Raw genomic sequence first — 22,883 nt, forward strand, 5'->3', positions numbered from 1 at the left:
CGAGCGCTGTCGCAAATGTCTGTTGCTAATTGCGGGCGTTTCGATGCACATCTGCGACATGCTGATCGGCTACGCGCGCGTGTCCACCGACGACCAGGACCTCACTCTCCAAAGCGCGGCGCTGAAGGACGCGGGCTGCCGCCGCACGTTCAAGGAAAAGGTGTCCGGTGCGAAGCGCGCCCGGCCCGAACTCGACAAGATGCTGGAGCAGCTGCGCGACGATGACGTGGTGGTGGTCACTCGCCTCGACCGGCTGGCGCGCTCGACGCGCGACCTGCTCGACATCGCCGAGCGACTGAACGAGGTGGGCGCGGGGCTGCGCTCGCTCGCCGAGCCATGGGCGGACACGACCACACCGGCCGGCCGCATGGTCCTAACCGTGTTCGCCGGCATTGCCGAGTTCGAGCGTGAGCTGATCCACCAACGCACCAGCTCCGGGCGTGCCGCGGCGATGGCGCGCGGCGTCAAGTTCGGGCGCAAACCCAAGCTCACGTCCGATCAGGTCGCGCTCGGGTCGCGCCTCGTCAGCGAGGGCACTTCGGTTCGCGAGGCAGCCAAGCTGCTCAAGTGTCACCACGCGACCTTGTACCGGGCGCTGGAGCAGGCCGCATGATCGGCCCGCTTGGTAGTGTTGCCGAGCGGCAACAACCGGACTTTCTTATCTTCGGGTGTAAATATCTGGCCCGCTGAAATGAATACTGCTTTTTGGGGGGAACACGATGCCGACATTTGCCCGCTCGTTCGCGGTGAACGCCCTTGCCGAGTGGGAGGCGAACAAGCCCGGCAACGCAGTCCGCACGCTTTTCGATCGTTGGAGCTTGCCGGGCGAGGTGTCGGCCGGAGCAGCGGTGCTGAGGCTCGGGTTGCGGGACGGCTATCTCAACTTCTACATTAAAGGGCAGTCGGTCGCTAAGCTGTCCGTCGGCCGGGGCGGTCCGAAACTGTCGGTCCACAGGGCCTATACCTCCGGGCGTCGAAAGGAGCGGGTTGGCGACGGCGCTCCTCCCGTGCAGGGCTATCAGGATTACGACGCCCAAGCCCTGGCCGCCCCGGCAACCGGCAGCTTGGTGGCGGGCTGGATCGAGACGGCGGAAACCTACGCCTCCGCGGAGAAGCGCTTCGTCGATGACCTTATCGCCGCCAACCCGGGAGTAATCGACCTCGAGATGGGTCTGCCAGCAAGCGATACGCCCGGCAGCGAGCGGGTGGCGCCCCGCATGGACCTCGTGATCGCACAATGCCCGAAGGGTGAACCGCCTTCGATCGCCTTTTGGGAAGCCAAGTGCGCCAACAACCCGGAGCTGCGGGCGAGCGGGGATGCCGCGCCGAGGGTTCTTGAGCAGCTCGGGAAATATGTGCGCTGGATGGAGGAGAGCGACCGCATCGCCCAGGTGCAGCAGGCCTATCGGAACACCGCGGCCGATCTGCTGGGCTTGCACCGCGTGTTCCGCGATGGCGACGCGAGCGACCCGGAGTGCGTGACGATCTGGAAAGCACTGGCTGAACTCGACTCGCCAGCCGTGGTCGTGCAGCCGGGCATCGTGGTCGGAAACTACTGGCCGGAAGGCTCCACGGAGGGGATCGCCAGCAGCCGGATGGCGCAGGCGGCAGCGAGCTTCGCCAGAAACGAGCACCGCCTCAAGCTCGATCGGGCCGGTATCCGGGTGCATGAGGTTGGTCCCGACCATGACGGACCCGTTCTGCCCTCCTCCCGACTACCCCGGTGTCGGCGTGACGCTCACACTCACTGTTCATCGAGGAACGCAGTCTATCGGAGGATCGTGCATCGAAATTGCAGGGGACGATGGAGAACGCCTGATATTGGATGCGGGACGCCCTCTCGACGCGCCACGCGAAGCGACCGGGCTGCTGCCGTCGACCCTGGACCTCAGCCGACCGGCGACGGTGCTGTTCAGCCACTCCCACATGGACCATTGGGGCCTGATCGATGAGCTGCCGGCCGAGTGGCCGATCTGGACGGGCAAGAAGGCGGCAGAGCTGATGCGCCTGTCGGCCGAGCTGTTCGGCGGCAGCATCGCTCGCCCTATTTATACATGGGACAGCCGCTCGAAGCCGTTCGCGATCGGCGGCTTCACGATTACCCCTTACCTGACCGACCATTCGGCGCCCGACGCCTATATGCTGCTCATCGAGGGGGCGGGCCGGCGCGTTCTGTATAGCGGCGACTTCCGCGCGCACGGTCGCAAGGCTCGGCTGGTGGAGGCGATGATCGCGGCGCCCCCGAAGGCTGTCGACGTCCTCATCATGGAGGGCACGAACCTGGGCACGGATAAGCCCGTCATCAGCGAAGCCGAGCTGGAGAACGCCTTTGTCGAGTTAGCGCAGCAGACGCCCCGGCACGTCTTTGTACAATGGTCGGCTCAGAACATCGACCGGACCGTGACCCTGTTCCGAGCCGCCCGGCGAACGGGCCGGAAGCTGGTCGTCGATCTGTACGGCGCCGATGTGCTGCGCCGGATCGCGAACGGGACGCAGCTGCCGGTGCCCGGCCCCGACTTTCCGGAGCTGAAGGTGGTCATCACCCCTGGAGGCAAGCGCCTCTACGCCCGGCAAGGCCGGGAAGCATTTGTCACCGAGATGGCGACCAGTCCGTTCGCCACGTCGCGGGCGCGTTTGGTCAATGATCGAGCGATCATCATGCTGCGGGACTCGATGGTGCGGGATTTTGACCGCGCCGGCCTCGGCTTCACCTCGGAAGACGCATACGCCTTCTCCAACTGGAGCGGCTATCTCGATCCCGACGACGCGAACTCGGGATGGGCGCACGCGCAGGCGGCCGGTGCGAAGACGGTCAAGCTGCACACGTCAGGCCACGCCAGCCCGAGCGACCTTTCCCGCTTCGCGGCCGCAATCGCGCCGAAAGCCCTGGTCCCTGTCCACGGCATAGCCTGGGACGAGCCGACCATTCCGCTGCCGCCATTTCGCCGGCTCGCCGACGGCGAGCCTTGGGCCTTGCCGTGAGGCGACGCTGATGACGGGAGCAGTCGGCATATTCTGGATGGTCGACGACGTGCTCGTCGCTGCCGGATGCGAGCTGGAGGACGCAGCTCGATATGGTGATTGCCTCACCTTCGATGGCGGCCATGCGGAACACTGGGAGCGCTGGCAGGAGGCGGGCGGCCATTGGCTCGCCAAGAATGGCCTTCCGGCCAGGATTCTGACGACCGAGTATGACGAGCACCCACGTGGCCGGATCGTGAAAGAGCCGGGCGGCTTCGTCCTCTACGCTGACCAACGGCTACAGAGTCCTGCTCGCATCACAGCGATATGCGAGCGCTTTGGCCTTGGCAGGGCCGCGGTTTTGGTGCGCAGCGACCCTCATTACCGGCGAGCGGAAGCCGCATAACATAGTTGCCCCTACGTTCCGCCTAGCGCTGTTCGTGTAACAAACCTTGAGGTGCCCCCGAAAAGGCAGCCGCCAGAGCGTCGATTGCTTCGAATGACGGCCGCCGGTGAGCGGCAGCAAGCGGTCGAAACAGATAGGCCGGCATCAACAGGTCGGCGGCATAATTATCAGCTTGCCGCTCAATGCCGGCACCGCCCTGGGAGCAGGCGGTGCGCCGATGCCGCCTCGGCCGATTTCGCACTGTCTGCTGCCTCGGCTTCCTCTCGGGCGCGCCGTTCATAATATTCGGGATTGTCGTTGGTCACGTCGCCCTCTTCAGTCTGATCCAGCTACTCTCCACACGAAGGCTACGACAAGATGACGCCTAGTGGCTCGCCATCGGCACCCTGATCTCGAAACACTTTGATCCGTTCGCGGGCAGAATGACGAGCCCGCCGATCGACTCGAGCAATCGCCGTACAAGTCCGAGCCCCAGTCCACCCGTCGTTCGACTTGCGATCTCGGGGAAAGGGAGACCGTCATCATCGACGATGATCGTCAGACTTCGGCTGTCGTGCGGGCGCACGACGATGCGGATGCGACCACTTCGGTCCTGTGCGAAGGCGTGTTTTATGGCGTTAGTCGCCAGCTCGTTGACGATCAGCGTCAGTGTCGTGACCTGAACCGCCGACAAGCCGCTCACGGCGCTCGCCGTTTCCAGCGACAGGAAGATGGAGCGCGGCTCGGCCTGGCTCTGCAACGCCTCGCACACCTGCCGCAATGCCGCCTCCAGCGTCGGTCGGCGTTCTTCCTTGAGCGACGCTCGGGCACGCGCGAGGATAGCGACCCGCTCCATCGTGTCGATCAGCGCCTGCCGCGTCTCGTCACTTGCCGCCTTCCGGCTCTGAAGCGCGAGCAGGCTCACGACGAGCTGGAGGTCGTTGCTGCACCGATGATTGGTTTCGCGCAGCAGCAGCTCGGCTTCCGGCGACAGGGCCCGATAATCGGCAGAAGGATTGGCGTAGGCCGTTGCCATCTCGGAATCGTTCATGGCGCGAGGTGGGCGGATGCTCGCCCGTCCTGTAGATAGGCAGGATCGAAACCCGCGATCTGACGAAGCGCGTCCATGTCGGCGATCATGACAGTGCGCCCTTTCGTCTCGATCAGGCTCTCGGCGCGCAGCTGCTGGACCGTGCGATTGACGTGGACAGAAGTGAGGCCGAGCACATCGGCGATCTGCTCCTGGGTCAGCGGCAGCTCGAAGCGGCTCTCCCCATCGTCCAGATCGCCGAGCCGCGCGCTCATCTCGCACAACAGATGCGCCAAGCGCTGCCGGGCTGACAGCCGGCCAAGGCAAAGCGCCCACTGGCTGAGGATCGCGTTCTCATTCAGCGCGAGCCAGCCGAGAGTCTTGGCGATGCCGCTGTGCTGCTCGGCCAGCGCCAGAACGCGGTCGCGCGGAAGGGTGTGGATCGGCGTGGAAAAGGGACCCCGTTAGCGGGGTGATCGGCGTCGAAAAGGGACCCTCATCCTGGTGTTCTAGGCTGTTCGCTTGGCGGTGTGTCAGGCGGCGAGATCGGGATGCTGGTATTGGAGACGGTGTTGAGGATCCGGCGCGAGCACGCGTCGGGCAAGGCCATCAAGGCGATAGCGCGGGACCTGCACCTGTCGCGCAAGGTGGTGCGCAAGGCGATCCGGGCGCCGGAAGCGGACATGGGTTATCGGCGAGAGGTGCAGCCGCTGCCGAAGCTGGGGCCGTTTCAGGCGCGACTGGATGCGTTGCTGGAGGAAGATGAGGCACGGCCGCGGCGCGAGAAGCTGCGCCTCACGCGCATCCACGACCTGCTGCTACGCGAGGGGTTCGATGGCTCGTACGACGCGGTTCGCCGTTATGCGGCGCGCTGGCGGCAGGCGCAGCGTCGCGACGTGATGAATGCGCCGGCGTTCATCCCGCTGCTGTTCCGGCCGGGCGAGGCTTACCAGTTCGACTGGAGCCACGAGGACGTCGAGATCTCGGGCAAGCCGATGCGCGTGAAGGTCGCGCATGTCCGGCTGTGCGCGTCGCGGGCAATGTATGTGCGGGCCTATCCCCGCGAGACACAGGAGATGCTGTTCGACGCGCATGCACGGGCGTTTGCTTTCTTCGGAGGCGTGCCGACGCGCGGCATCTACGACAACATGAAGACGGCGGTGACGAGCGTGTTCACCGGCAAGGAGCGGGTCTTCAACCGTCGCTTCCTGGTCATGGCCAACCATTACATGGTCGAGCCGACCGCCTGCTCGCCGGCGTCGGGCTGGGAGAAAGGTCAGGTCGAGAACCAGGTGCAGACCGCACGCGGTCGCTTCTTCCAGCCGCGCCTGCGATTTACCGGCCTCGAGGAGTTGAACGGCTGGCTGGAGGCGGAGTGTCGGCGCTGGGCAGAGTTGCACCAGCATCCCGAGCAGAAGGAGCTGACAGTCGCCCAGGCATGGGCAGCAGAACGGGCGGTGCTCCAGCCTGTTGTCGCACCCTTCGACGGCTTCCACGAGAGCGAGCATGCGGTAAGCGGCACATGCCTCATCAGCTTCGACCGCAACCGCTATTCCGTTTCTGCCAGGGTGGTGCGACGTGCCGTCCAGGTCCGCGCCTATGCCGACCGCATCGTCGTGCGCTGCGACGGTGAAGTCGTCGCCGACCATCCCCGGTTCTTCGGCCGCGACCGGACCATCTACGACCCGTGGCACTATCTGCCGGTGCTGGTGACCAAGCCGGGTGCCCTGCGCAACGGCGCACCGTTCCAGGGCTGGGAGTTGCCGCCTGCGCTGGCACGACTGCGGCGCAAGCTTGGCACCGGCGACGATGCCGACCGGCGGTTCGTGCGGGTGCTGGCAGCGGTGCTCGACGACGGGCTGGAGGCGGTAGAAGTGGCCGTGCGCGAAGCATTGCTGGCCGGCGTCGCCAGCGACGACGTCATCGTCAACATCCTGGCCCGCCGGCGCGAACCGCCGCGACCGCTGACTATTGTCACGCCAGAAGATCTGGCGCTGCGCCATCCGCCCCGTGCCGACTGCAACCGCTATGACAGCCTGCGAGGTCTCCATGCAGCGGCATGAGATGATGACGGCCATGGCCGAGTTGGGGCTGAAGGGCATGGCTGGCGCCTTCGACGAGGCGGTCACTACCGGTCTCCAGCGCAAGCGCACGACCATGGAGGTCCTGACCGACCTGCTGCGTGCCGAGGCGACGCACCGCCATGCAGCCTCGGTCCGTTACCGGATGTCGGCCGCCAGGTTACCCGCGGTGAAGGACCTCGACGCCTTCGTCTTCGGCGACACTCCCATCAACGAGGGACTGGTGCGCTCGCTGTACAGCGGCTCGTTTCTTCCGGGCCAACGCAACGTCGTGCTGGTCGGTGGAACGGGTACCGGCAAGACGCATCTCGCCACCGCCATCACTGCCAATGTGGTACGAGCCGGCGCCCGCGGACGCTACTTCAACACAGTGGACCTGGTGAACCGGCTCGAGGAGGAAACGCGCCTCGGCAAGGCCGGCACGCTGGCGGCCCAGCTTTCGCGCCTCGATCTCGTGGTGCTCGACGAGCTTGGCTACCTGCCGTTTGCACGCTCGGGCGGTCAACTGCTCTTCCACCTCGTCAGTAAGCTCTACGAGAAGACCTCGGTCATCGTCACCACCAACCTGGCCTTTGGTGAGTGGCCGACCGTCTTTGGCGACCCCAAGATGACCACCGCGCTGCTCGACCGCATTACCCACCATTGCGACATCGTCGAAACCGGCAACGACAGCTGGCGCTTCAAACATCGAAGCTGAAGCCTGGGGCACCGGCAGAGAACGCTTCGTGCTGGTTCGCCTCCGGTCGGGCTACGCCCGCCCTACGCCGCAACCAGCACGAACAGTGCGCCCGTCATACCCGTTACGCTGCTCGACGAAGGGGGTCCCTTTTGCACGCCGATAGGGGGTCCTTTTTGGACGCCGATTGACACGGAAGGGTGAGAACCTTGGTCGGGGTGAGCGTACGCACCGCATAATGCAGGCGCGTGAAGAGCAGAGCGTCCAGGTTCGCCGCTTCGCCGGGGGTCAGGAGCGCCACGATCTGACGGTGGCCGTCTCGCGTCATTTTGTAGCGGCACGCCCACCCATCGATCAGAACCTCGATGTGGGCGGCGCGCTCGCTCTCCCGCAACAAGTCCTTGCCGGCTGCGACCGACCTTGCGGGAAGCGCGACTCTCTCAAGCGCGAGCCGGTCCTCCGTCGAAAGGAAGGGAGACGCGGCGAACCGCGTGCCTAGCAGCGTCGGGTGAGACGAACGCTGGTGTGAGAGGGTCCCGCTGGACCGAAACTTGTCAAGCATGTTCCACCTGCCTCGCCGGTTCCACGGAGGCGATACGATCGAGATAGGCCTCGGCGAGCCGGTGGTGCGCCGCTACGACTTCAGGCTTGGTCGCCCGCTGCGCCAACTCCAGTTCGGCTCCGGCGCGACGTTGGAAATAGAGGACATCATCTTCGGTCATGCCTTCCTCCACCTACCATTCACATGCGATACATATTCCGGCATCTTCTCCATGTTAAGTTCTATCGGCTGGTCTGTCGGGAAGGCGACATGACGTGCTCCCCAAAGCTCTACCAGTTATAACTGGAGTCCGGGGTTGGTTTGAGCCTCACCCCGTCTCTGGCCCGGTCTTTATGAGAAAACCGGCTCTCTTTTCGTCAGGGCAGGCATGCCTGCCCTGACGAAAAAGCGCGCTCCATCGGGGTCTGGTTGCCGAGGGAGCTATGCGGACGGTGCTCGTTGTAATCGCGCCGCCACGCCTCACATTTTATCCGTGCGTCGTCCAAGCTCAAGAACCAGTATGCGTTGAGGCATTCGGCCCGCACCCGGCCGTTGAACGCCTCCGCGAACGCATTGTCGGTTGGCTTTCCAGGCCTGCTAAAGTCCAGCACCACGTCATGCTGGTATGCCCACAGGTCGAGATCCTTCGAGATGAATTCCGGGCCATTATCCAGACGAATGCGCTTGGGACGACCATGTACCGCGGCAATGCGCTCAAGCGTCTCGACCACGTCAGAGCCGCGATAGCTCGTCCGTACGTCGAGCGCTGGCGACACACGGGTGAAGTTGTCGACGATCGACAGCACGCGGATCTTGCGCCCGTCGAACAGCTGGTCCGATAGGAAATCCATCGACCAGCACTCGTTGGGTGCCGTCGCCGGCGTCCGGTCATCGCGCAGCTTCGCCTTCACCTTGCGCTTGGGCGTCTTGTTGCGCAGCTGCAGCCCGAGCTCGCGATACAGCCGATAAGTGCGCTTGTGGTTGATCTCCCAACCCTCCCATCGGAGCAGCACATGGATGCGTCGGTACCCATAGCGAACACGGGTCGCAGCCAACTCCTTGATCCGCATCTTTAGGCCGGCCTGATCGAGGCGGCGGGGCTGATAGCGCTGGGTCGATCGATTGATCGGAAACGCGCCGCAGGCTCGCCGTTCGCTAACCTGGTAGCTCGCCTGCAGATAGCTGACGATCTCCCGGGCTCGACCAGGCCCTACATTTTTCGGCGGATGACATCCTGCAGCATCTCTTTGTCCAGGCTGAGGTTGGCCACCAGCCGCTTCAGCCGGACGTTCTCCTCCTCCAGCACCTTCAGGCGCTTCATCTCCGACGGCATCAGCCCCCCGTATTTGCTACGCCATCGATAGTAGGTCTGGATCGATATGCCCGCCTTTCGGCAAACCTCCTCGACGGTTGTTCCATCCTCGGCCTGCTTGAGGATGAACGCTATCTGCTGCTCGCTGAACCTCGACTTCTTCATGGGCAAATTCCCTCGTCCGGCACCTGCCAAACCTAACCGGGAATTTCTCTCAAAGAATGGACCAATCCGGAGGGCTCAGGTCACCCAGCTGTACGGTTTTTCGGCCATCCCAGTCCTGCTGTTTCGAGCTCGTTAAAGCGCCGCGGTAAAGCCGGTCGGCATCTCATCCCACGTCCGACCGCGGTACTCGCGCCCGTTCGCCTTTTTGGAACGCCGCTTGTTGTCCTTGCCCCAAGTGCCCCATTGCTTGAAGAAGAAGGCGGTGTCGTAGGCGAGGCATTGCTGGTGGAGTTCATCCACCCACGCCTCCCGAATGGGTCGCGCTGACCGACCGCTTTCGCCGCCCACGATCGCCCAATCAATTCCGGCGAGATCGATGGTGCCAACCGGCCCGATCAGCGGCTCGAACGAAATGAAGCGGATCGCAGCGGGCACCGCGCGGAGGTGGTCGACACGCGCTACAACCTCGGCGTCCTCAATACTGGTGCCCAACCAGACATTCGGCAGCACGTCGCCTATAAGACGGGTGACGACTGCCGCCATGCGCTCGGGGCGTTTGGTGAGGATCTGATAGTGGTGGCGCGGCGTTTCGCGCATGACCTGCCATACCGCTTGGATGAACGCGTCGCTGACACCCTCGTGGAACAGGTCGCTCATTGAGTTCACGAAGATCTTGCGGGGCTTTCTCCATCGATAGGGGATCGTCAGCGCGGCCCGGTCCTCGCGCACCATGCCCTGCCAAATGATACGTCGACCACTACGCCGCGTCAGCCCTGCGTACTTGCCGACGCCCATCGCCTCGAGACGACGGGCCATCTCCATCGCGTAGCAATGGCTACATCCGGCGCTCACGATCGAGCAGCCGGCGACCGGGTTCCAAGTGGCGTCCGTCCATTCGATTTCGGTGTCAGCCATGGCTCGTCGGTCCTGCCCGCACTGTGCCTAGTGTACCGCCGAAAGAACAGAGAGGGAACACAGAAGTTTCATTAGGCGTTGAAAGGCGGATCCTAACTACGTCAGTTTGCATCGCAACCCCGCCGAAGGCCGCTGTTGAGCAGACCGCGTGCGATTGGCTTACCCCCGCTGTTCAGTCACATAGACCCTTTCTGCGCAGCCATCGGTTCGCCGCACCTAAAAGCACGAACGTGCGACTACCCGCAAGCGGCCGCACATTGGTGATGGTGATGCCGACATCCGCGCTCGCCAGAGGTCCGTCCGTCGTGAACATCTCAGCCTGCAGGTCGATCGCCAAGGCAAGGCACGCTCGATCGCCGAGGGACAGACCGAGAGCCTTCGTCCCTGGCCGGAGATCACCTACCATGAGTGCCTGGGCAGGAGTGAGCGGCCGGACATCGAGATGCAGCCCGCCAAGCGCCTCACGTACCTCGTCGAGTGGCAATCCCCGGTCTCGTAGCTTCGAGACGACCTCTGCGAGGTTGGCTGTTCCGATGATGCTGCGGGTCAGGACGTCGACTACCCTATCCGCCCCGGGTTCATCGTTCAGAAGGCAGAGCAGGGCGGAGGCGTCGAGTACGACTTTGCTACTCACGCTCCACCTCACGCCGACGCTCCGCGATCAGCTCATCGGCCAAGCCGACGCCTTCGGGCACATACTTGCGCAGGATGGCGCGAGCACGTTCAAGTGCTTTAGGAACGGAACGTACTCGCAACTCGCCATCGTCCACATCGACGAGAACGGTGTCCCCGTGGTGATCCCGAGCTCACGGCGCATGGCCGCCGGGATCACGAGCTTACCACCGTCCACGATCTTAACTCTCTGTGCTTCCATCTGCACCAAATCCGCTACTCTGACCTGTCCAACGGACTTATACTGGAAAGCAAAGTCGGACGCCAGCGTTGAGGCATGAATCGATGGACGGCCGGTCACCGAAATCGCGTTCATCGATGATGGAGCAGCTACTTAGACCCGGTCCGCTTAGCTAGGCTACGTAGAACCGGCAGTTGCCGTTCTGAGCCGACCGCTGCATAACCGGCTCACAAGGGTATAGGTAGATTGGCCATGAAGAACGACAGCACACTTCCACTAGTACGCGCTGCACGGGTGTACCTACGAGTCAGCACCGACGAGCAGGACCTGTCCCGGCAGGAAGCGATTGTCGCCGGCGCACGCGCGGCAGGCTATTACGTCGCGGCGGTGTATCGCGAGAAAGCGTCGGGCGCGCGGTCGGACCGGCCAGAGCTGCTGCGCATGGTCGCCGATCTGCAGTCAGGTGAGGTGGTGGTGGCCGAGAAGATCGACCGGATCAGCCGCCTGCCTCTGCCTGAAGCCGAACTGTTGGTGGCGACGATCCGAGCCAAAGGCGCGCGGCTCGCCGTGCCGGGCATTGTCGACTTGTCCGACCTGGTTGCCGACAGCGCCGGTGTCGCGCGCATCGTGCTCGAGGCGGTGCAGGACATGCTGCTGCGCGTTGCACTGCAGACCGCGCGTGACGATTACGAGACGCGGCGCGAGCGCCAGCGTGAGGGGATCGAGATCGCCAAACGGGCAGGTCGGTACAATGGCCGAAAGCCGGACACGGCGCTGCACAAACGTATTGTGGGGCTACGCGAAGCGGGGATGAGCATTGCGCGCACCGCCGATTTGGCGGGGTGCAGCATCGCTCAGGTGAAGCGTGTGACGGCGCTGCATCGGGCTACAACGCAGACGGATTGACGCAGTGCAGCATGACCGTCAGTCTGATAGGATTGAAAGGAACAGCATAGCTTGCGGATCGTCATCGTCGATGACAGCGGATTGCGCGCGACCGTCCTCGAGGAGGGTCTACGCGAGGCGGGCTATGACGACATCCACCTCGTCCCGCCGCGGGGAGCGTTCGTGGCGAGGATCGAGCGGATGGCGCCGGACGTGGTGCTGATCGATCTGGGCAACCCGAGCCGCGATACGCTGGAAGAGATGCTGACCGTCAGTCGGGCCCTGGCCAAGCCGATCGCGATGTTCGTCGACCAATCGGACGATACGATGATCGAGGCCGCGATCGATGCGGGCATCTCCGCCTATGTCGTCGACGGGCTGCGCAAGGAGCGGGTCAAGCCGATCATAAATCTCGCTGTACGCCGCTTCAACGCATTCGCGCGGATGCAGACCGAGCTGAACGAGGCCAGGACGGAGCTGGCGGATCGCAAGATCATCGATCGGGCCAAGGCGATCCTGATCGCGACACGCGGATTATCGGAGCCGGACGCCTATGCGGCGCTCAGGAAGGCGGCGATGAACCAGAACAAGAAGATCGTCGATGTCGCATCGGCGTTGATCACCGCAAGCGACCTGCTCGGAGGCGGCGTATGACGCCGGTTTTGATCGCCTTTCTGCAGCTCACCGACGCTGCGCCGCTGATCGTGGCACGCGAATACGGCTTCGCGGAAGCCGAGGGTATCGATCTCACGCTTGTCCGCACGACGAGCTGGGCGACGCTTCGGGATCGGCTTGTCTACGGTCAGGTCCAGGCGGCGCAGATGCTGGCGCCGCTCGCCATCGCCGTGACGCTGGGGCTCAGCCAGCAGCCTGCCGCGCTTGCAGCGCCCTGCAAGCTGAACGTCAACGGGAACATGGTGGTGATGTCGGGCGACTTCGCCGCGGCGCTCGCACCCGACCTCGGGCAGAGGCTCGACGATCCGCTTGGCACCGCGCACGATTTTGCCGCGGCAATCGGGCTGTTCCGACGCAAGCCGGTGATCGGCGTCGTCCATCGCTTCTCAAGCCATGCACTGATGCTGCGGTATTGGCTGGCGAGCGCCGGGATCGATCCCGATCGCGACGTGGTGCTGCGCGTCCTGCCGCCGTCGCTGATGGTCGAGGCGACGCGTGCCGGCGAGATCGACGGCTTCATCGCCGGCGAGCCGTGGGGCAGCGTGGCGGTGAAGGGCGGCCTTGCCGAAGCGGTGGCGATCGGTGAGCGGATCTGGCGGCGTGGAATCGAGAAGGTGCTGACGTTCCGGCAGGATTGGCTGGAGGAGAATGGCGACACGGTCGATCGGCTGGTGCGCGCCGTGGCGGCTGCGGCGGCGTGGTGTGACGCTCCCGACAACCATGCCGCTCTGGCCGCCCTCTTGGCCCGGCCGGACTATGTCGATCAGCCGAGCGACGTGGTCGAGCGCGCCATAGCTGGAACGATGATGCCCCGAGTCGGTGAAGCGTCGCTTCGATTTCCGGACTTCATGCTGTTCTCGCGGGAAGCGACCGGCTTTCCGTGGCGCAGCCAGGCGTTATGGATCTATTCGCAGCTGGTCCGCTGGGGAATGATCGAGCGAACGGACGCCGGCGAGGCCGCCGCAGGCAGGGTTTTCCGCCCCGACGTTTACCGCCGTGCCCTGGCCGGTAGTGACACGCCCATGCCGGGTGCCAGCATGAAGGTGGAAGGTGCGCTGGGCGCGCCACTGCCGGTGGGGTCCTCTCGAGGTGCGCTCACGTTAGGTCCCGACCGCTTTTTCGACGGACGGGTGTTCGATCCCGATCGGATCGAGGATTATCTGGCGGGTTTCAGCACCCCCTGATCTTTGCCGTTGCAAGATGAATCGTTTCGCGCGATGATCGATCGCCACGCGCAACGATGCGCGCGCGATTGGACGGCGTGTCCCAGGGCCGGGACGCAGGGCCGTTCTTCCTGATGAAGCAGCAGAGCCGCTGACAGGGTGCCGCCTACGCGCGTCCCCGTCATGCGGCTTTTTTCATGTCCATCCCAGATCGGGGGATCACCATCATGGCAACGGCATATCTGGACGGCGCATCGCCTGCCGTCCCCGCGAACGAGAAGAGCTTCTGGCGCGCAGGTCACAAGCCGACGTTGATCGCCGCCTTCCTCTACTTCGACCTCGCGTTCATGGTCTGGGTAGTGCTCGGACCGTTGGCGCCCGAGATCAGCAAGGCACTCGCCCTTACGCCGGCCGAGAAGGGTTTGATGGTGGCGACGCCGACGCTCGCCGGGGCCGTTCTGCGCGTCGTCAACGGTCTGCTGGTCGACCGGATCGGGCCGAAACGTTCGGGTGCGATCAGCCAACTGATCGTGATCGGCGGGCTGCTCTCGGCCTATCTGCTGGGCGTCGACAGCTTCGCCGGCACGCTGGCGCTCGGCGTCATCCTGGGCTTCGCCGGCGCCAGCTTCGCGATCGCGCTGCCGCTCGCGAGCCGCTGGTACCCACCCGAGCATCAGGGCAAGGCAATGGGGCTTGCGGGCATGGGCAATTCGGGCACGGTGTTCGCCGCGCTCTTCGCGCCTACCCTCGCCAAGCTGTTCGGCTGGAATGCCGTGCTCGGTCTCGCCTGCCTGCCGCTCGGGCTGGTGTTCGTCGCCTACATGGCGATGGCGAAGGACGCGCCCAATCCGCCCGCGCCCAAGCGGATGGTGGACTATTTCACGCCGCTCAAGACCGCCGACGCCTGGTGGCTGATGGCGTTCTACTCGGTGACCTTCGGCGGTTTCGTCGGGCTCGCCGCCAGCCTGCCGATCTACTTCACCGATCGCTTCGGCCTGACGCCGGTGATGGCCGGCTATTGCACCGCGGCCTGCGTTTTCGCCGGCTCGCTGGTTCGGCCGATGGGGGGCGCGCTTGCCGATGCGGTCGGCGGGGTCAAGGCGCTCTCGGTCGTGTTCGTGGTCGCGGCAATCGCGCTGGCGTTCGTCGGATACATGCCGAGCGTCCGCTCCGCGCTGGCGATCTTCGTCGTGGCGATGCTGGCGCTGGGCGCCGGCAACGGCGCGGTGTTCCAGCTCGTGCCGCAACGCTTCCAAGCGGAGATCGGGGTGATGACGGGGCTGGTCGGCATGGCCGGAGGCATCGGCGGCTTCTATCTCGCCTCGTCGCTCGGCTTCGCCAAGCAGCTCACCGGCAGCTTTTCCCCAGGCTTCCTGATCTTCGCCGGGCTGGCGCTGCTCGCGCTCGCCGGACTCACGGCGGTCAAACGCGGCTGGCGATCCCGCTGGGGCAAAGCTGCCCGCATCTGACGCACGCGGCCGAGGGCGGGCGCACGGACGCCTGCCCGGCCTGGTCGGAGAGGGTCCATCCCGAGGGGGGATCACATGAGAACGCTATTTGCGACGACGGCTGCGCTGGCCGTCGCTGGGCCGGCCTGCGCCCAGGACATCAAGCTCACGCCGTTAATCGACGGCCGCGTCCGCTACGAGCATGTCGATCAGGACGGAATTGCGCGCGACGCCGACGCGCTCACCGTTCGCGTGCGAGGTGGCGTGCAGGCGACGAGCGGCCCGTGGAGCACGCTGATCGAGGCGCAGGGCACGCTGGCGGCGATCGACGACTATTATGATGGCGTCCAGGGCGCCGCCACCCGCCCGCTGGTCGCGGATCCGGAGAACGTCGCGCTCTACCGGGCGCAACTCCAGTATCGGACGAAGGCGTTGGCGGTCACCGCCGGGAGGCAGCGCATCGTGCTCGACGACGAACGTTTCGTCGGCAATGTGGCCTTCCGCGACAATGGCCAGACGTTCGACGCGGTGCGCGCCGAGGTGACGGCCATTCCCAAGCTGAAGCTCGACGTCACTTATGCGTGGGGCGTCCGGACGATCTGGGGCATCAACGGCACGGGCGCGCGGCAGCAGGCGGTGAGTGGCGACAACGTCTTCGCCAACCTCTCCTATGCGACACCGATCGGCAATCTGGTCGGTTTCGCGTATCTGGTCGACCAGGACGAGGCGGCGGTGCAGGGGTTTCGCCTGTCGAGCCAGACATACGGTGCAAGGCTTGCAGGCGCGCGCGTGCTGTCGAAAGCTATGAAGCTCGCCTACCAGCTCAGCTACGCCCGCCAGAGCGACTGGCACCGCAATCCCAATCGCTACGGCGCGGACTATTATCTCGCGGATGCGACGCTGGGGATGGGCGGCTGGTCGCTGAATGGCGGCTATGAAGTGCTCGGCGCTGACCGGGGAATGGTCTTCACAAGCTTCCAGACGCCGCTCGGCACCAATTTCAAGTTCCAGGGCTGGGCCGACAAGTTCCTGACCACGCCGCCGAACGGCGTGCGCGATCTCTATGCGGGTGGCGGCTATGGCTGGAAGAAGGCGCTCGGCGCCGATACGATCGCGCTCTCGGGCACATGGCACCGTTTCCGCAGCGGTCGGCTCGGTCAAGCGTACGGCAAGGAAATCGATCTGATCGCCGGTGCCAAGGTCGGACGCACCACCGTTTCGGCACGCTATGCGCGGTACCGCGCGGACGCCTTCGCCACCGATACGGAAAAGGCCTGGGTGCAAATCGACTGGACCTACTGACGAGACGGCTTGAGCAGGCCTGCAATTTGCGGTAATGCTGCGCTGCAGGAGGCATCGCTGCCTCAACAAGATAGCCGGGACGGTCCAAGGACGGATCGCGACGGTTAAAACAGATGGCAAGGCCGCCATCCGGGCTCCGCAACGTCGGGGTCGGGATGGCGGCCTTTTTCGTTTTGGAGCACGACGGATGGACTTTCACGACCATCGCGAACCCGAACGGGACGACGCACCCGCACCGGTCACGGCAGTGGATCGCCCGCCCCGGCATCTGGTGGTGATCGGCAACGGCATGGCGGGCTGCCGGGCCGTCGAGGAGCTGATCGCGCGCGACGCCGACCGCTACCGGGTGACGATCTTCGGCGCGGAGCCGCACGTCAATTACAACCGGATCATGCTGTCGCCGGTGCTGGCGGGCGAGAAGACCTTCGAGGAGATCGTCATCAATGGTCACGACTGGTATGCCGACAATGGCATCGAGCTGATCGCCAGCGACCCCGTCGTTGCGATCGACCGCTCGAACAGGACGGTGACCGCGCGTTCGGGCCGCCAAGTCGGCTACGACAAGCTGCTGATCGCCACCGGCTCCGATCCCTTCATCATTCCGGTGCCCGGCAAGGATCTGCCCGGCGTCATCTCCTTCCGCGACATGAAGGACGTCGACCACATGCTGGCCGCCGCCGAAGACGGCAAGGCGGCGGGCGGCGGCCAGGCGGTGGTGATCGGCGGCGGGCTGCTCGGGCTGGAGGCGGCGCACGGGCTGACGCTGCGCGGCATGAAGGTCACGGTGCTGCATATCATGCCGATCCTGATGGAACGCCAGCTCGACGAGGCGGCGGGCTGGTTGCTGAAAACCGAGCTGGAGCGCCGCGGCCAGACCGTATTGACGGGGGCCGACACCGCCGAGATCTATGGCGACGGCAAGGTGGAGGGCGTGCGGCTGAAGGACGGGCGCGAGATCCCGGCCAGCCTCGTGGTCATGGCGGTCGGCATCCGCCCGTCGATCGCGCTGGCCCGCGACGCCGGACTGGACGTCGGCCGCGGCATCAGGGTGGACGATCACATGGTGACGTCCGACCCCGACGTGCTCGCGGTCGGCGAGTGCGTGGAGCATAACGGCACGGTCTACGGTCTCGTGGCGCCGCTCTGGGACATGTGCCGCAGCCTGGCGGACGGGCTGGTCGAGCGGCACAGCGGCTATCGCGGATCGGTCACCTCGACCAAGCTCAAGGTGTCGGGGATCGACGTGTTCTCGGCGGGCGACTTCTCGGGCGGCGACGGGGCGGAGGATATCGTGCTGCGCGACGCCTCGCGCGGCATCTACAAGCGTGTCGTCGTCAAGGACGACCGGATCGCGGGCTGCGTGCTGTACGGCGACACCGCCGACGGCAACTGGTATTTCGACCTCCTGAAGAAGCGGGAGGACGTGGGCGCGATCCGCGACCTGCTGATCTTCGGCCAGGCCTTTGCCTCCGGAGGTGGGCAGGCGGACCCTAAGGCGGCCGTTGCGGCGCTCTCGGACGATGCCGAGATCTGCGGCTGCAACGGCGTTTCCAAGGCAAAGGTCTGCCAGGCCATCGTCGACGGTGCGGCCAGCCTCGACGCGATACGCGCCACCTGCAAGGCGTCAGCGAGTTGCGGGTCCTGCACCGGGCTGGTCGAGCAACTGCTGTCGATCACGCTCGGCAGCGATTACGGCGGCGAACGGTCGGTCAAGACGCTGTGCAAGTGCACCAGTTTCGGCCACGACGATGTGCGGCGCGAGATCGTCGCGCAGAACATGCGCTCGATTCCCGACGTCATGCAGAAGCTGCACTGGTCGACGCCGGACGGCTGTTCGGCCTGCCGCCCCGCGCTCAATTACTATCTGCTCTGCGCGCTGCCCGGCGAATATGTCGATGACCAGCAGAGCCGCTTCGTCAACGAGCGCATGCACGCCAACATCCAGAAGGACGGCACCTATTCCGTGGTCCCAAGGATGTGGGGAGGCCTCACCAACCCGCGCGAGCTGCGCGCCATCGCCGACGTGGTCGACAAGTTCAACGCGCCGATGGTCAAAGTGACCGGTGGCCAGCGGCTCGACATCTTCGGCATCCGCAAGGAGGACCTGCCCGCGGTCTGGGCGGACCTCAACGCCGCCGGCATGGTGTCGGGCCACGCCTACGGCAAGTCGCTGCGCACGGTGAAGACCTGCGTCGGGTCCGAATGGTGCCGGTTTGGCACGCAGGATTCGACCGGGCTGGGCGTGAAGATCGAGCGGATGACGTGGGGATCGTGGATGCCCCACAAGTTCAAGATCGCCGTGTCGGGCTGCCCGCGCAACTGCGCCGAGGCGACGATCAAGGATTTCGGCGTCGTCTGCGTCGACAGCGGTTATGAGCTCCACGTCGGCGGCAACGGCGGCATCAAGGTGCGCGCGACCGACCTTCTCTGCAAGGTCGCGACCGAGGAGGAGGCGATGGATTACTGCGCCGCCTTCATCCAGCTCTACCGCGAGGAGGCGCGCTACCTTGAGCGGACCGCGCCGTGGATCGAGCGCGTCGGCCTCGATCACATCACGTCGCGCCTGCTCGACGATCCCGACGCCGTCCCGGCCTATGCCGAGCGGTTCCGCTTCTCGCAGCGCTTCACGCAGAATGATCCCTGGGCGAAGCGGGTCGCCGGCGAGGACCGCGAGCAGCACGCGCCAATGGCGTCTTTTAAGCCGCAGGTGGAGGAACCGGCATGAGCGGCGATTGGCTCGACATCGGACGGGTCGATGAAATCCCCGTCCGCGGCGCGCGAACGGTGACGATCCCCGGCGACGAGGAGATCGCCGTGTTCCGTACCGGCGACGGCCGGGTGTTCGCGCTCCTCAACCGCTGCCCGCACAAGGGAGGGCGACTGAGCCAGGGGATCGTGCATGGGCACACGGTGGCCTGCCCGCTCCACAACTGGAACATCGCGCTGGCGACCGGCGAGGCGCAGGGGGCGGACAGCGGCTGCACGCCCGTCATTCCGGTGAAAGTTAGCGGCAACCGTGTACTGATCTGCCGCGCGTCGGCACTCAAGGCTGCGGCCTGACGTGAGCGATCCTGTCCGCACCACCTGCGCCTATTGCGGCGTCGGCTGCGGGATCGCCGCCTCCCGAACGGGCGAGCGCACGGTCACGATCGCGGGCGATCCGGCACATCCGGCCAATGCCGGTCGGCTCTGCTCCAAGGGCACGCACCTCGGCGAGACGGTCGGCCTCGAAGGTCGCCTCCTTCACCCGATGGTCGGTGAACGCCGCGCCTCCTGGGACAAGGCGCTGGACCTCGTCGCCGGTCGCTTCCGCGATGCGATCGAGCGTCACGGGCCGGACAGCGTCGCCTTCTACGTTTCGGGTCAGCTCCTCACCGAAGATTACTACGTCGCGAACAAGCTGATGAAGGGATTCATCGGCTCGGCCAACATCGACACAAACTCCCGGCTGTGCATGTCGAGCGCGGTGGCCGGGTACGTCCGTGCCTTCGGCGAGGATGTCGTGCCCGCGAGCTACGACGATCTCGATGCTGCCGACCTGATCGTGCTGGTCGGATCGAACACGGCCTGGTGCCACCCCGTCGTCTATCAGCGGATCGTGGCAGCCCGCGCCACGCGCGGCACCAGAATCGTCGTCATCGATCCGCGCAGGACCGAAACCTGCGAGGACGCCGACCTGCACCTGCCGGTCCGGCCGGGCACCGATGTCCAGCTGATGAACGGGCTGCTCGCCTGGTGCCGCGAAGCCGGCGTCGTCGACGAGGCGTATCTCTCGGCGCATGTGGCGGTCCCCGACGACTTCTGGGCTGCGCTGGGGGAGGGAAACGACCTCTGGTCGACCGCGCGCACCTGCGACGTGCCGCCGGCCGATCTCCGCCGCTTCTACGAGCTTTTCGCTGCCACGCCGCGCACCGTCACGCTGTTCAGTCAGGGGATCAACCAGTCGATCCGCGGGACAGACCAGGTCAACGCGATCGTCAACGTCCATCTGGCCACCGGCAGGATCGGCAAGCCGGGCGCGGCACCGTTCTCGATCACCGGCCAGCCCAACGCGATGGGCGGTCGCGAAGTGGGCGGGCTCGCCTCGACGCTCGCCGCTCACATGGATTTCGCACCCGAGAACGTCGCTCGCGTCGGTCGCTTCTGGGCGGCGGCGCGGATGGCGACCCGGCCCGGGCTGAAGGCGGTCGATCTGTTCCGCGCGGTCGGCGAGGGGCGGATCAAGGCGTTGTGGATCATGGCCACCAATCCGGCGGTATCGCTGCCCGACGCGGGTGCGGTGCGCGAGGCGCTGGCCGCGTGTCCCTTTGTCGTCGTCTCGGACGTGATGGAGACCACTGATACGTCAGTCCACGCCCATGTCCGCCTGCCGGCCGCGGCATGGGGCGAGAAGGACGGCACCGTCACCAACTCGGACCGTACCGTCTCACGCCAGCGCGGGCTGCTGCCGCTGCCGGGCGAAGCGAAGCCTGACTGGTGGATCGTCTCGCAGATCGCGCAGCGCATGGGCTGGGTCGGCGAGTTCGCCTACGGCCGCCCGGCCGACATCTGGCGCGAGCATGCCCGGCTCACCGCCTATCAGAACGAGGGCGCGCGCGTGCTGAACCTGAAGCCGCACACCGCCATCGGCAACGCCGCCTATGATGCGATGGAGCCGTTCCGCTGGGGAGGAAAACCGTTTGCCGACGGGCGTTTTCCGACGCCGGATGGACGGGCTAGGCTGGTCGCGGTCAAGCAAGCGCCGGTCGCGGCACCGCTCGTCTCCTGGCCGATGACGCTCAATACCGGTCGCTATCGTGACCAGTGGCACACCATGACGCGTACCGGACTCAGTCCCAAGCTCGCCCGTCATCGCGAGGAACCGCTGGTGGAGGTTCATCCCGCGGATGCGACGGCGCTCGGCCTCGCCGATCACGGTCTCGCCCGTGTTTCGACGCCGCAAGGGAACAGCCTGTTCCGGGTGGCGGCCGCCGATACCCAGCGCCAGGGCGAACTGTTCACGCCTATCCACTGGACCGACCAGCAGGCGACCGGCGGCCGCACCGGGCTGCTCCCGCGTCCGCTGACCGACCCGCATTCAGGCCAGCCCGGGTTTAAGGCGACGCCGGCGCGGATTGAGCCGGTCGCGACCGAATGGCGCGGTTTTCTGATCGTGCATGGTGACATCGAAGCGCCGAAATGCCTGTGGGCGACAAAGGTCCGCGTGCCCGGCGGTTTGTTGTGGGAGGTGGCCGGCAACGGCGATGCCGCGCGCCTCGAACGCGCGTTGCCCAAGGGCGAGCGGATCGAGGCGATCGATCACGCGCGCGGCACGCGCCGTGTCGCGATCCTGCGCAACGGCAGGCTGGCCACAATCCTATTCACGACGCGCTCGGGCGACCTTCCGCCGCGCGATTGGCTGATCGCCCAGCTGGACATGAGCCACGGCCCCGCGGTCCTCGCCGGTCGCGCGCCGGGCCTGCAGGCTGACCGTGGGGCTGTCGTTTGCGTCTGCTTCGATGTCGGCATGAAGACGATCGTCGCCGCCATCGCGGAACAGGGCCTTGTCGACGTGGCCGCCGTCGGCGCTGCGCTCGGGGCGGGAATGAATTGCGGATCCTGCCGCCCGGCGCTCGCGCGGTTGATCGCGCAATCGAGGAAAACTGCCAATGGATGATCTCTTTCCACGCGGCATGGTCTGGCTCGTCGGCGCTGGCCCCGGCGACCCGGACCTCCTCACCCGCAAGGCGGAGCGGCTGATGAGCCAGGCAGACATCGTCTTCTACGATGCGTTGGTGGGCTCCGGGATCCTAGCGATCGCGGCACAGGCGGAGCTGGTCAGCGTCGGCAAGCGGGCCGGGCGCCACTCCAGGGATCAGGCCAGCATCGACGAGCTCATTGTCCACGCCGCGCACGACGGCCGGCGCGTCGTCCGTCTCAAGGGCGGCGATCCGTCGATCTTCGGCCGGTCTACCGAGGAAATCGAAGCGTGCGCTGCCCATGGCATACCGGTAAGGATCTGCCCGGGCATCACCGCCGCAAGCGCCGCCGCGGCAAGCGGCATTGCCTCGCTCACTCTGCGTGGGCTCGCGCGCAAGCTGACCTTTCTCACCGCCCATGCCCGTGCCGGTGAACGGCTGGAGCACGATTGGGCAGCTCTCGCTACCGGCGACGCAACGATTGCCGTTTACATGGGGCGCGTCGCCGCACCGGAGATCGCGCACGCCCTTATCGCGGCCGGACGCGCGCCCGAAACTCCCGTGATGATCGCGGTCGACGTGTCGTTGCCGACCGAGCGACTGATCCACGGCACGCTCGCTGCCCTGCCGTTCCTGGTCCGCACGATCGCCGATGACGATCCGACGCTGCTGCTGATCGGTGAGGCTGCGCGACCATTGCTGGCCGCTTCGTACAGACATCATCATCCCGAAGATTTGGCAGCGGCTCACCGTTAGACGCATCAGTAGCAATGTCCCGCATCACCATAGCCTCGATCCTGTTCGCTCGACCTG

Annotated in this window: 22 protein-coding genes; 14 read left to right on the forward strand and 8 right to left on the reverse strand. The window is 65.6% G+C overall.

Features of this window, described 5'->3' with window-relative positions; all coding sequences use genetic code 11:
* Window positions 1-58: 58 nt before the first annotated feature.
* From A7E77_RS16875 to A7E77_RS16885, 3 genes are all read left to right on the forward strand, one after another.
* On the forward strand, window positions 59-613 hold the full coding sequence (locus A7E77_RS16875) for a recombinase family protein (RefSeq protein ID WP_063690394.1): 555 nt from the start codon (window positions 59-61) through the stop codon (window positions 611-613).
* Window positions 614-1,686: 1,073 nt separating this feature from the next.
* Window positions 1,687-2,982, forward strand: a complete 1,296-nt coding sequence (locus tag A7E77_RS16880; protein ID WP_063690396.1) for an MBL fold metallo-hydrolase — start codon at window positions 1,687-1,689, stop codon at window positions 2,980-2,982.
* A 10-nt stretch (window positions 2,983-2,992) separates the two neighbouring features.
* Window positions 2,993-3,367 (forward strand): hypothetical protein, encoded by a 375-nt coding sequence (locus A7E77_RS16885; protein ID WP_063690307.1) that lies wholly within the window; start codon window positions 2,993-2,995, stop codon window positions 3,365-3,367.
* A 364-nt stretch (window positions 3,368-3,731) separates the two neighbouring features.
* On the opposite strand, the gene A7E77_RS16890 is transcribed toward A7E77_RS16885, so the two are convergent.
* On the reverse strand, window positions 3,732-4,397 hold the full coding sequence (locus A7E77_RS16890) for a sensor histidine kinase (protein ID WP_017980708.1): 666 nt from the start codon (window positions 4,395-4,397) through the stop codon (window positions 3,732-3,734).
* Window positions 4,394-4,672: a Crp/Fnr family transcriptional regulator gene (locus tag A7E77_RS16895; protein WP_151895512.1), complete on the reverse strand. Its 279-nt coding sequence runs from the start codon at window positions 4,670-4,672 to the stop codon at window positions 4,394-4,396. The genes A7E77_RS16890 and A7E77_RS16895 overlap by 4 nt, the downstream gene beginning before the upstream one ends.
* A 255-nt stretch (window positions 4,673-4,927) precedes the next feature.
* Here A7E77_RS16895 and istA point away from each other — a divergent pair, with 255 nt between their 5' ends.
* Together istA and istB are read left to right on the forward strand one after the other, a co-directional pair.
* Window positions 4,928-6,439, forward strand: coding sequence for an IS21 family transposase (gene istA, locus A7E77_RS16900; protein WP_078462179.1), 1,512 nt, complete (start codon window positions 4,928-4,930; stop codon window positions 6,437-6,439).
* Entirely contained in the window at window positions 6,426-7,154 is a 729-nt protein-coding gene (gene istB, locus A7E77_RS16905) for an IS21-like element helper ATPase IstB (protein ID WP_062127353.1), read from the forward strand. Before istA ends, istB begins: the two co-directional genes overlap by 14 nt.
* A gap of 103 nt (window positions 7,155-7,257) precedes the next feature.
* Here the strand turns inward: istB and A7E77_RS18590 are convergent, their stop codons facing one another.
* The 6 genes from A7E77_RS18590 to A7E77_RS16940 all read right to left on the reverse strand — a co-directional run bounded on the left by A7E77_RS18590 (window position 7,258) and on the right by A7E77_RS16940 (window position 11,054).
* A complete protein-coding gene (locus A7E77_RS18590) occupies window positions 7,258-7,695 on the reverse strand; it encodes a cyclic nucleotide-binding domain-containing protein (protein ID WP_063690313.1) in 438 nt (145 codons plus the stop codon).
* Window positions 7,688-7,855 (reverse strand): hypothetical protein, encoded by a 168-nt coding sequence (locus tag A7E77_RS18135; protein ID WP_181814892.1) that lies wholly within the window; start codon window positions 7,853-7,855, stop codon window positions 7,688-7,690. The genes A7E77_RS18590 and A7E77_RS18135 overlap by 8 nt, the downstream gene beginning before the upstream one ends.
* Window positions 7,856-8,051: 196 nt before the next feature.
* Window positions 8,052-9,151 (reverse strand): IS3 family transposase gene (locus A7E77_RS16920; RefSeq protein WP_151895513.1). Its coding sequence is split into 2 segments (ribosomal slippage): window positions 8,052-8,890 and window positions 8,890-9,151, totalling 1,101 coding nucleotides; the frame shifts between segments, so codons are not numbered across the junction.
* A gap of 132 nt (window positions 9,152-9,283) precedes the next feature.
* Entirely contained in the window at window positions 9,284-10,066 is a 783-nt protein-coding gene (locus A7E77_RS16930) for a DUF5131 family protein (protein WP_063690318.1), read from the reverse strand.
* Between the two features lie 172 nt (window positions 10,067-10,238).
* Complete coding sequence (locus tag A7E77_RS16935) at window positions 10,239-10,700, reverse strand: type II toxin-antitoxin system VapC family toxin (RefSeq protein WP_063690320.1); 462 nt, start codon at window positions 10,698-10,700, stop codon at window positions 10,239-10,241.
* A 27-nt stretch (window positions 10,701-10,727) separates the two neighbouring features.
* A complete protein-coding gene (locus tag A7E77_RS16940) occupies window positions 10,728-11,054 on the reverse strand; it encodes a hypothetical protein (RefSeq protein ID WP_226341922.1) in 327 nt (108 codons plus the stop codon).
* Between the two features lie 117 nt (window positions 11,055-11,171).
* Here A7E77_RS16940 and A7E77_RS16945 point away from each other — a divergent pair, with 117 nt between their 5' ends.
* The 9 genes from A7E77_RS16945 to cobA all read left to right on the forward strand — a co-directional run bounded on the left by A7E77_RS16945 (window position 11,172) and on the right by cobA (window position 22,826).
* Entirely contained in the window at window positions 11,172-11,825 is a 654-nt protein-coding gene (locus tag A7E77_RS16945; protein ID WP_037477043.1) for a recombinase family protein, read from the forward strand.
* A 51-nt stretch (window positions 11,826-11,876) separates the two neighbouring features.
* Complete coding sequence (locus A7E77_RS16950; RefSeq protein WP_018251168.1) at window positions 11,877-12,458, forward strand: ANTAR domain-containing response regulator; 582 nt, start codon at window positions 11,877-11,879, stop codon at window positions 12,456-12,458.
* Window positions 12,455-13,663, forward strand: coding sequence for a CmpA/NrtA family ABC transporter substrate-binding protein (locus A7E77_RS16955; protein ID WP_018251169.1), 1,209 nt, complete (start codon window positions 12,455-12,457; stop codon window positions 13,661-13,663). Before A7E77_RS16950 ends, A7E77_RS16955 begins: the two co-directional genes overlap by 4 nt.
* Before the next feature lie 206 nt (window positions 13,664-13,869).
* Window positions 13,870-15,111, forward strand: coding sequence for a nitrate/nitrite transporter (locus tag A7E77_RS16960; protein WP_018251170.1), 1,242 nt, complete (start codon window positions 13,870-13,872; stop codon window positions 15,109-15,111).
* Between the two features lie 75 nt (window positions 15,112-15,186).
* Window positions 15,187-16,392 (forward strand): hypothetical protein, encoded by a 1,206-nt coding sequence (locus A7E77_RS16965; protein ID WP_018251171.1) that lies wholly within the window; start codon window positions 15,187-15,189, stop codon window positions 16,390-16,392.
* A gap of 187 nt (window positions 16,393-16,579) precedes the next feature.
* Entirely contained in the window at window positions 16,580-19,117 is a 2,538-nt protein-coding gene (gene nirB / locus A7E77_RS16970) for a nitrite reductase large subunit NirB (RefSeq protein WP_018251172.1), read from the forward strand.
* On the forward strand, window positions 19,114-19,452 hold the full coding sequence (gene nirD, locus A7E77_RS16975) for a nitrite reductase small subunit NirD (protein WP_018251173.1): 339 nt from the start codon (window positions 19,114-19,116) through the stop codon (window positions 19,450-19,452). The genes nirB and nirD overlap by 4 nt, the downstream gene beginning before the upstream one ends.
* 1 nt (window position 19,453) lies before the next feature.
* A complete protein-coding gene (locus A7E77_RS16980; RefSeq protein WP_018251174.1) occupies window positions 19,454-22,048 on the forward strand; it encodes a nitrate reductase in 2,595 nt (864 codons plus the stop codon).
* Window positions 22,041-22,826, forward strand: coding sequence for a uroporphyrinogen-III C-methyltransferase (cobA, locus tag A7E77_RS16985; RefSeq protein WP_018251175.1), 786 nt, complete (start codon window positions 22,041-22,043; stop codon window positions 22,824-22,826). The genes A7E77_RS16980 and cobA overlap by 8 nt, the downstream gene beginning before the upstream one ends.
* Window positions 22,827-22,883: the final 57 nt, after the last annotated feature.

Origin of the sequence: Sphingomonas sp. NIC1, assembly GCF_001638925.1 — a bacterium.
GTDB lineage: Bacteria > Pseudomonadota > Alphaproteobacteria > Sphingomonadales > Sphingomonadaceae > Sphingomonas > Sphingomonas aquatilis.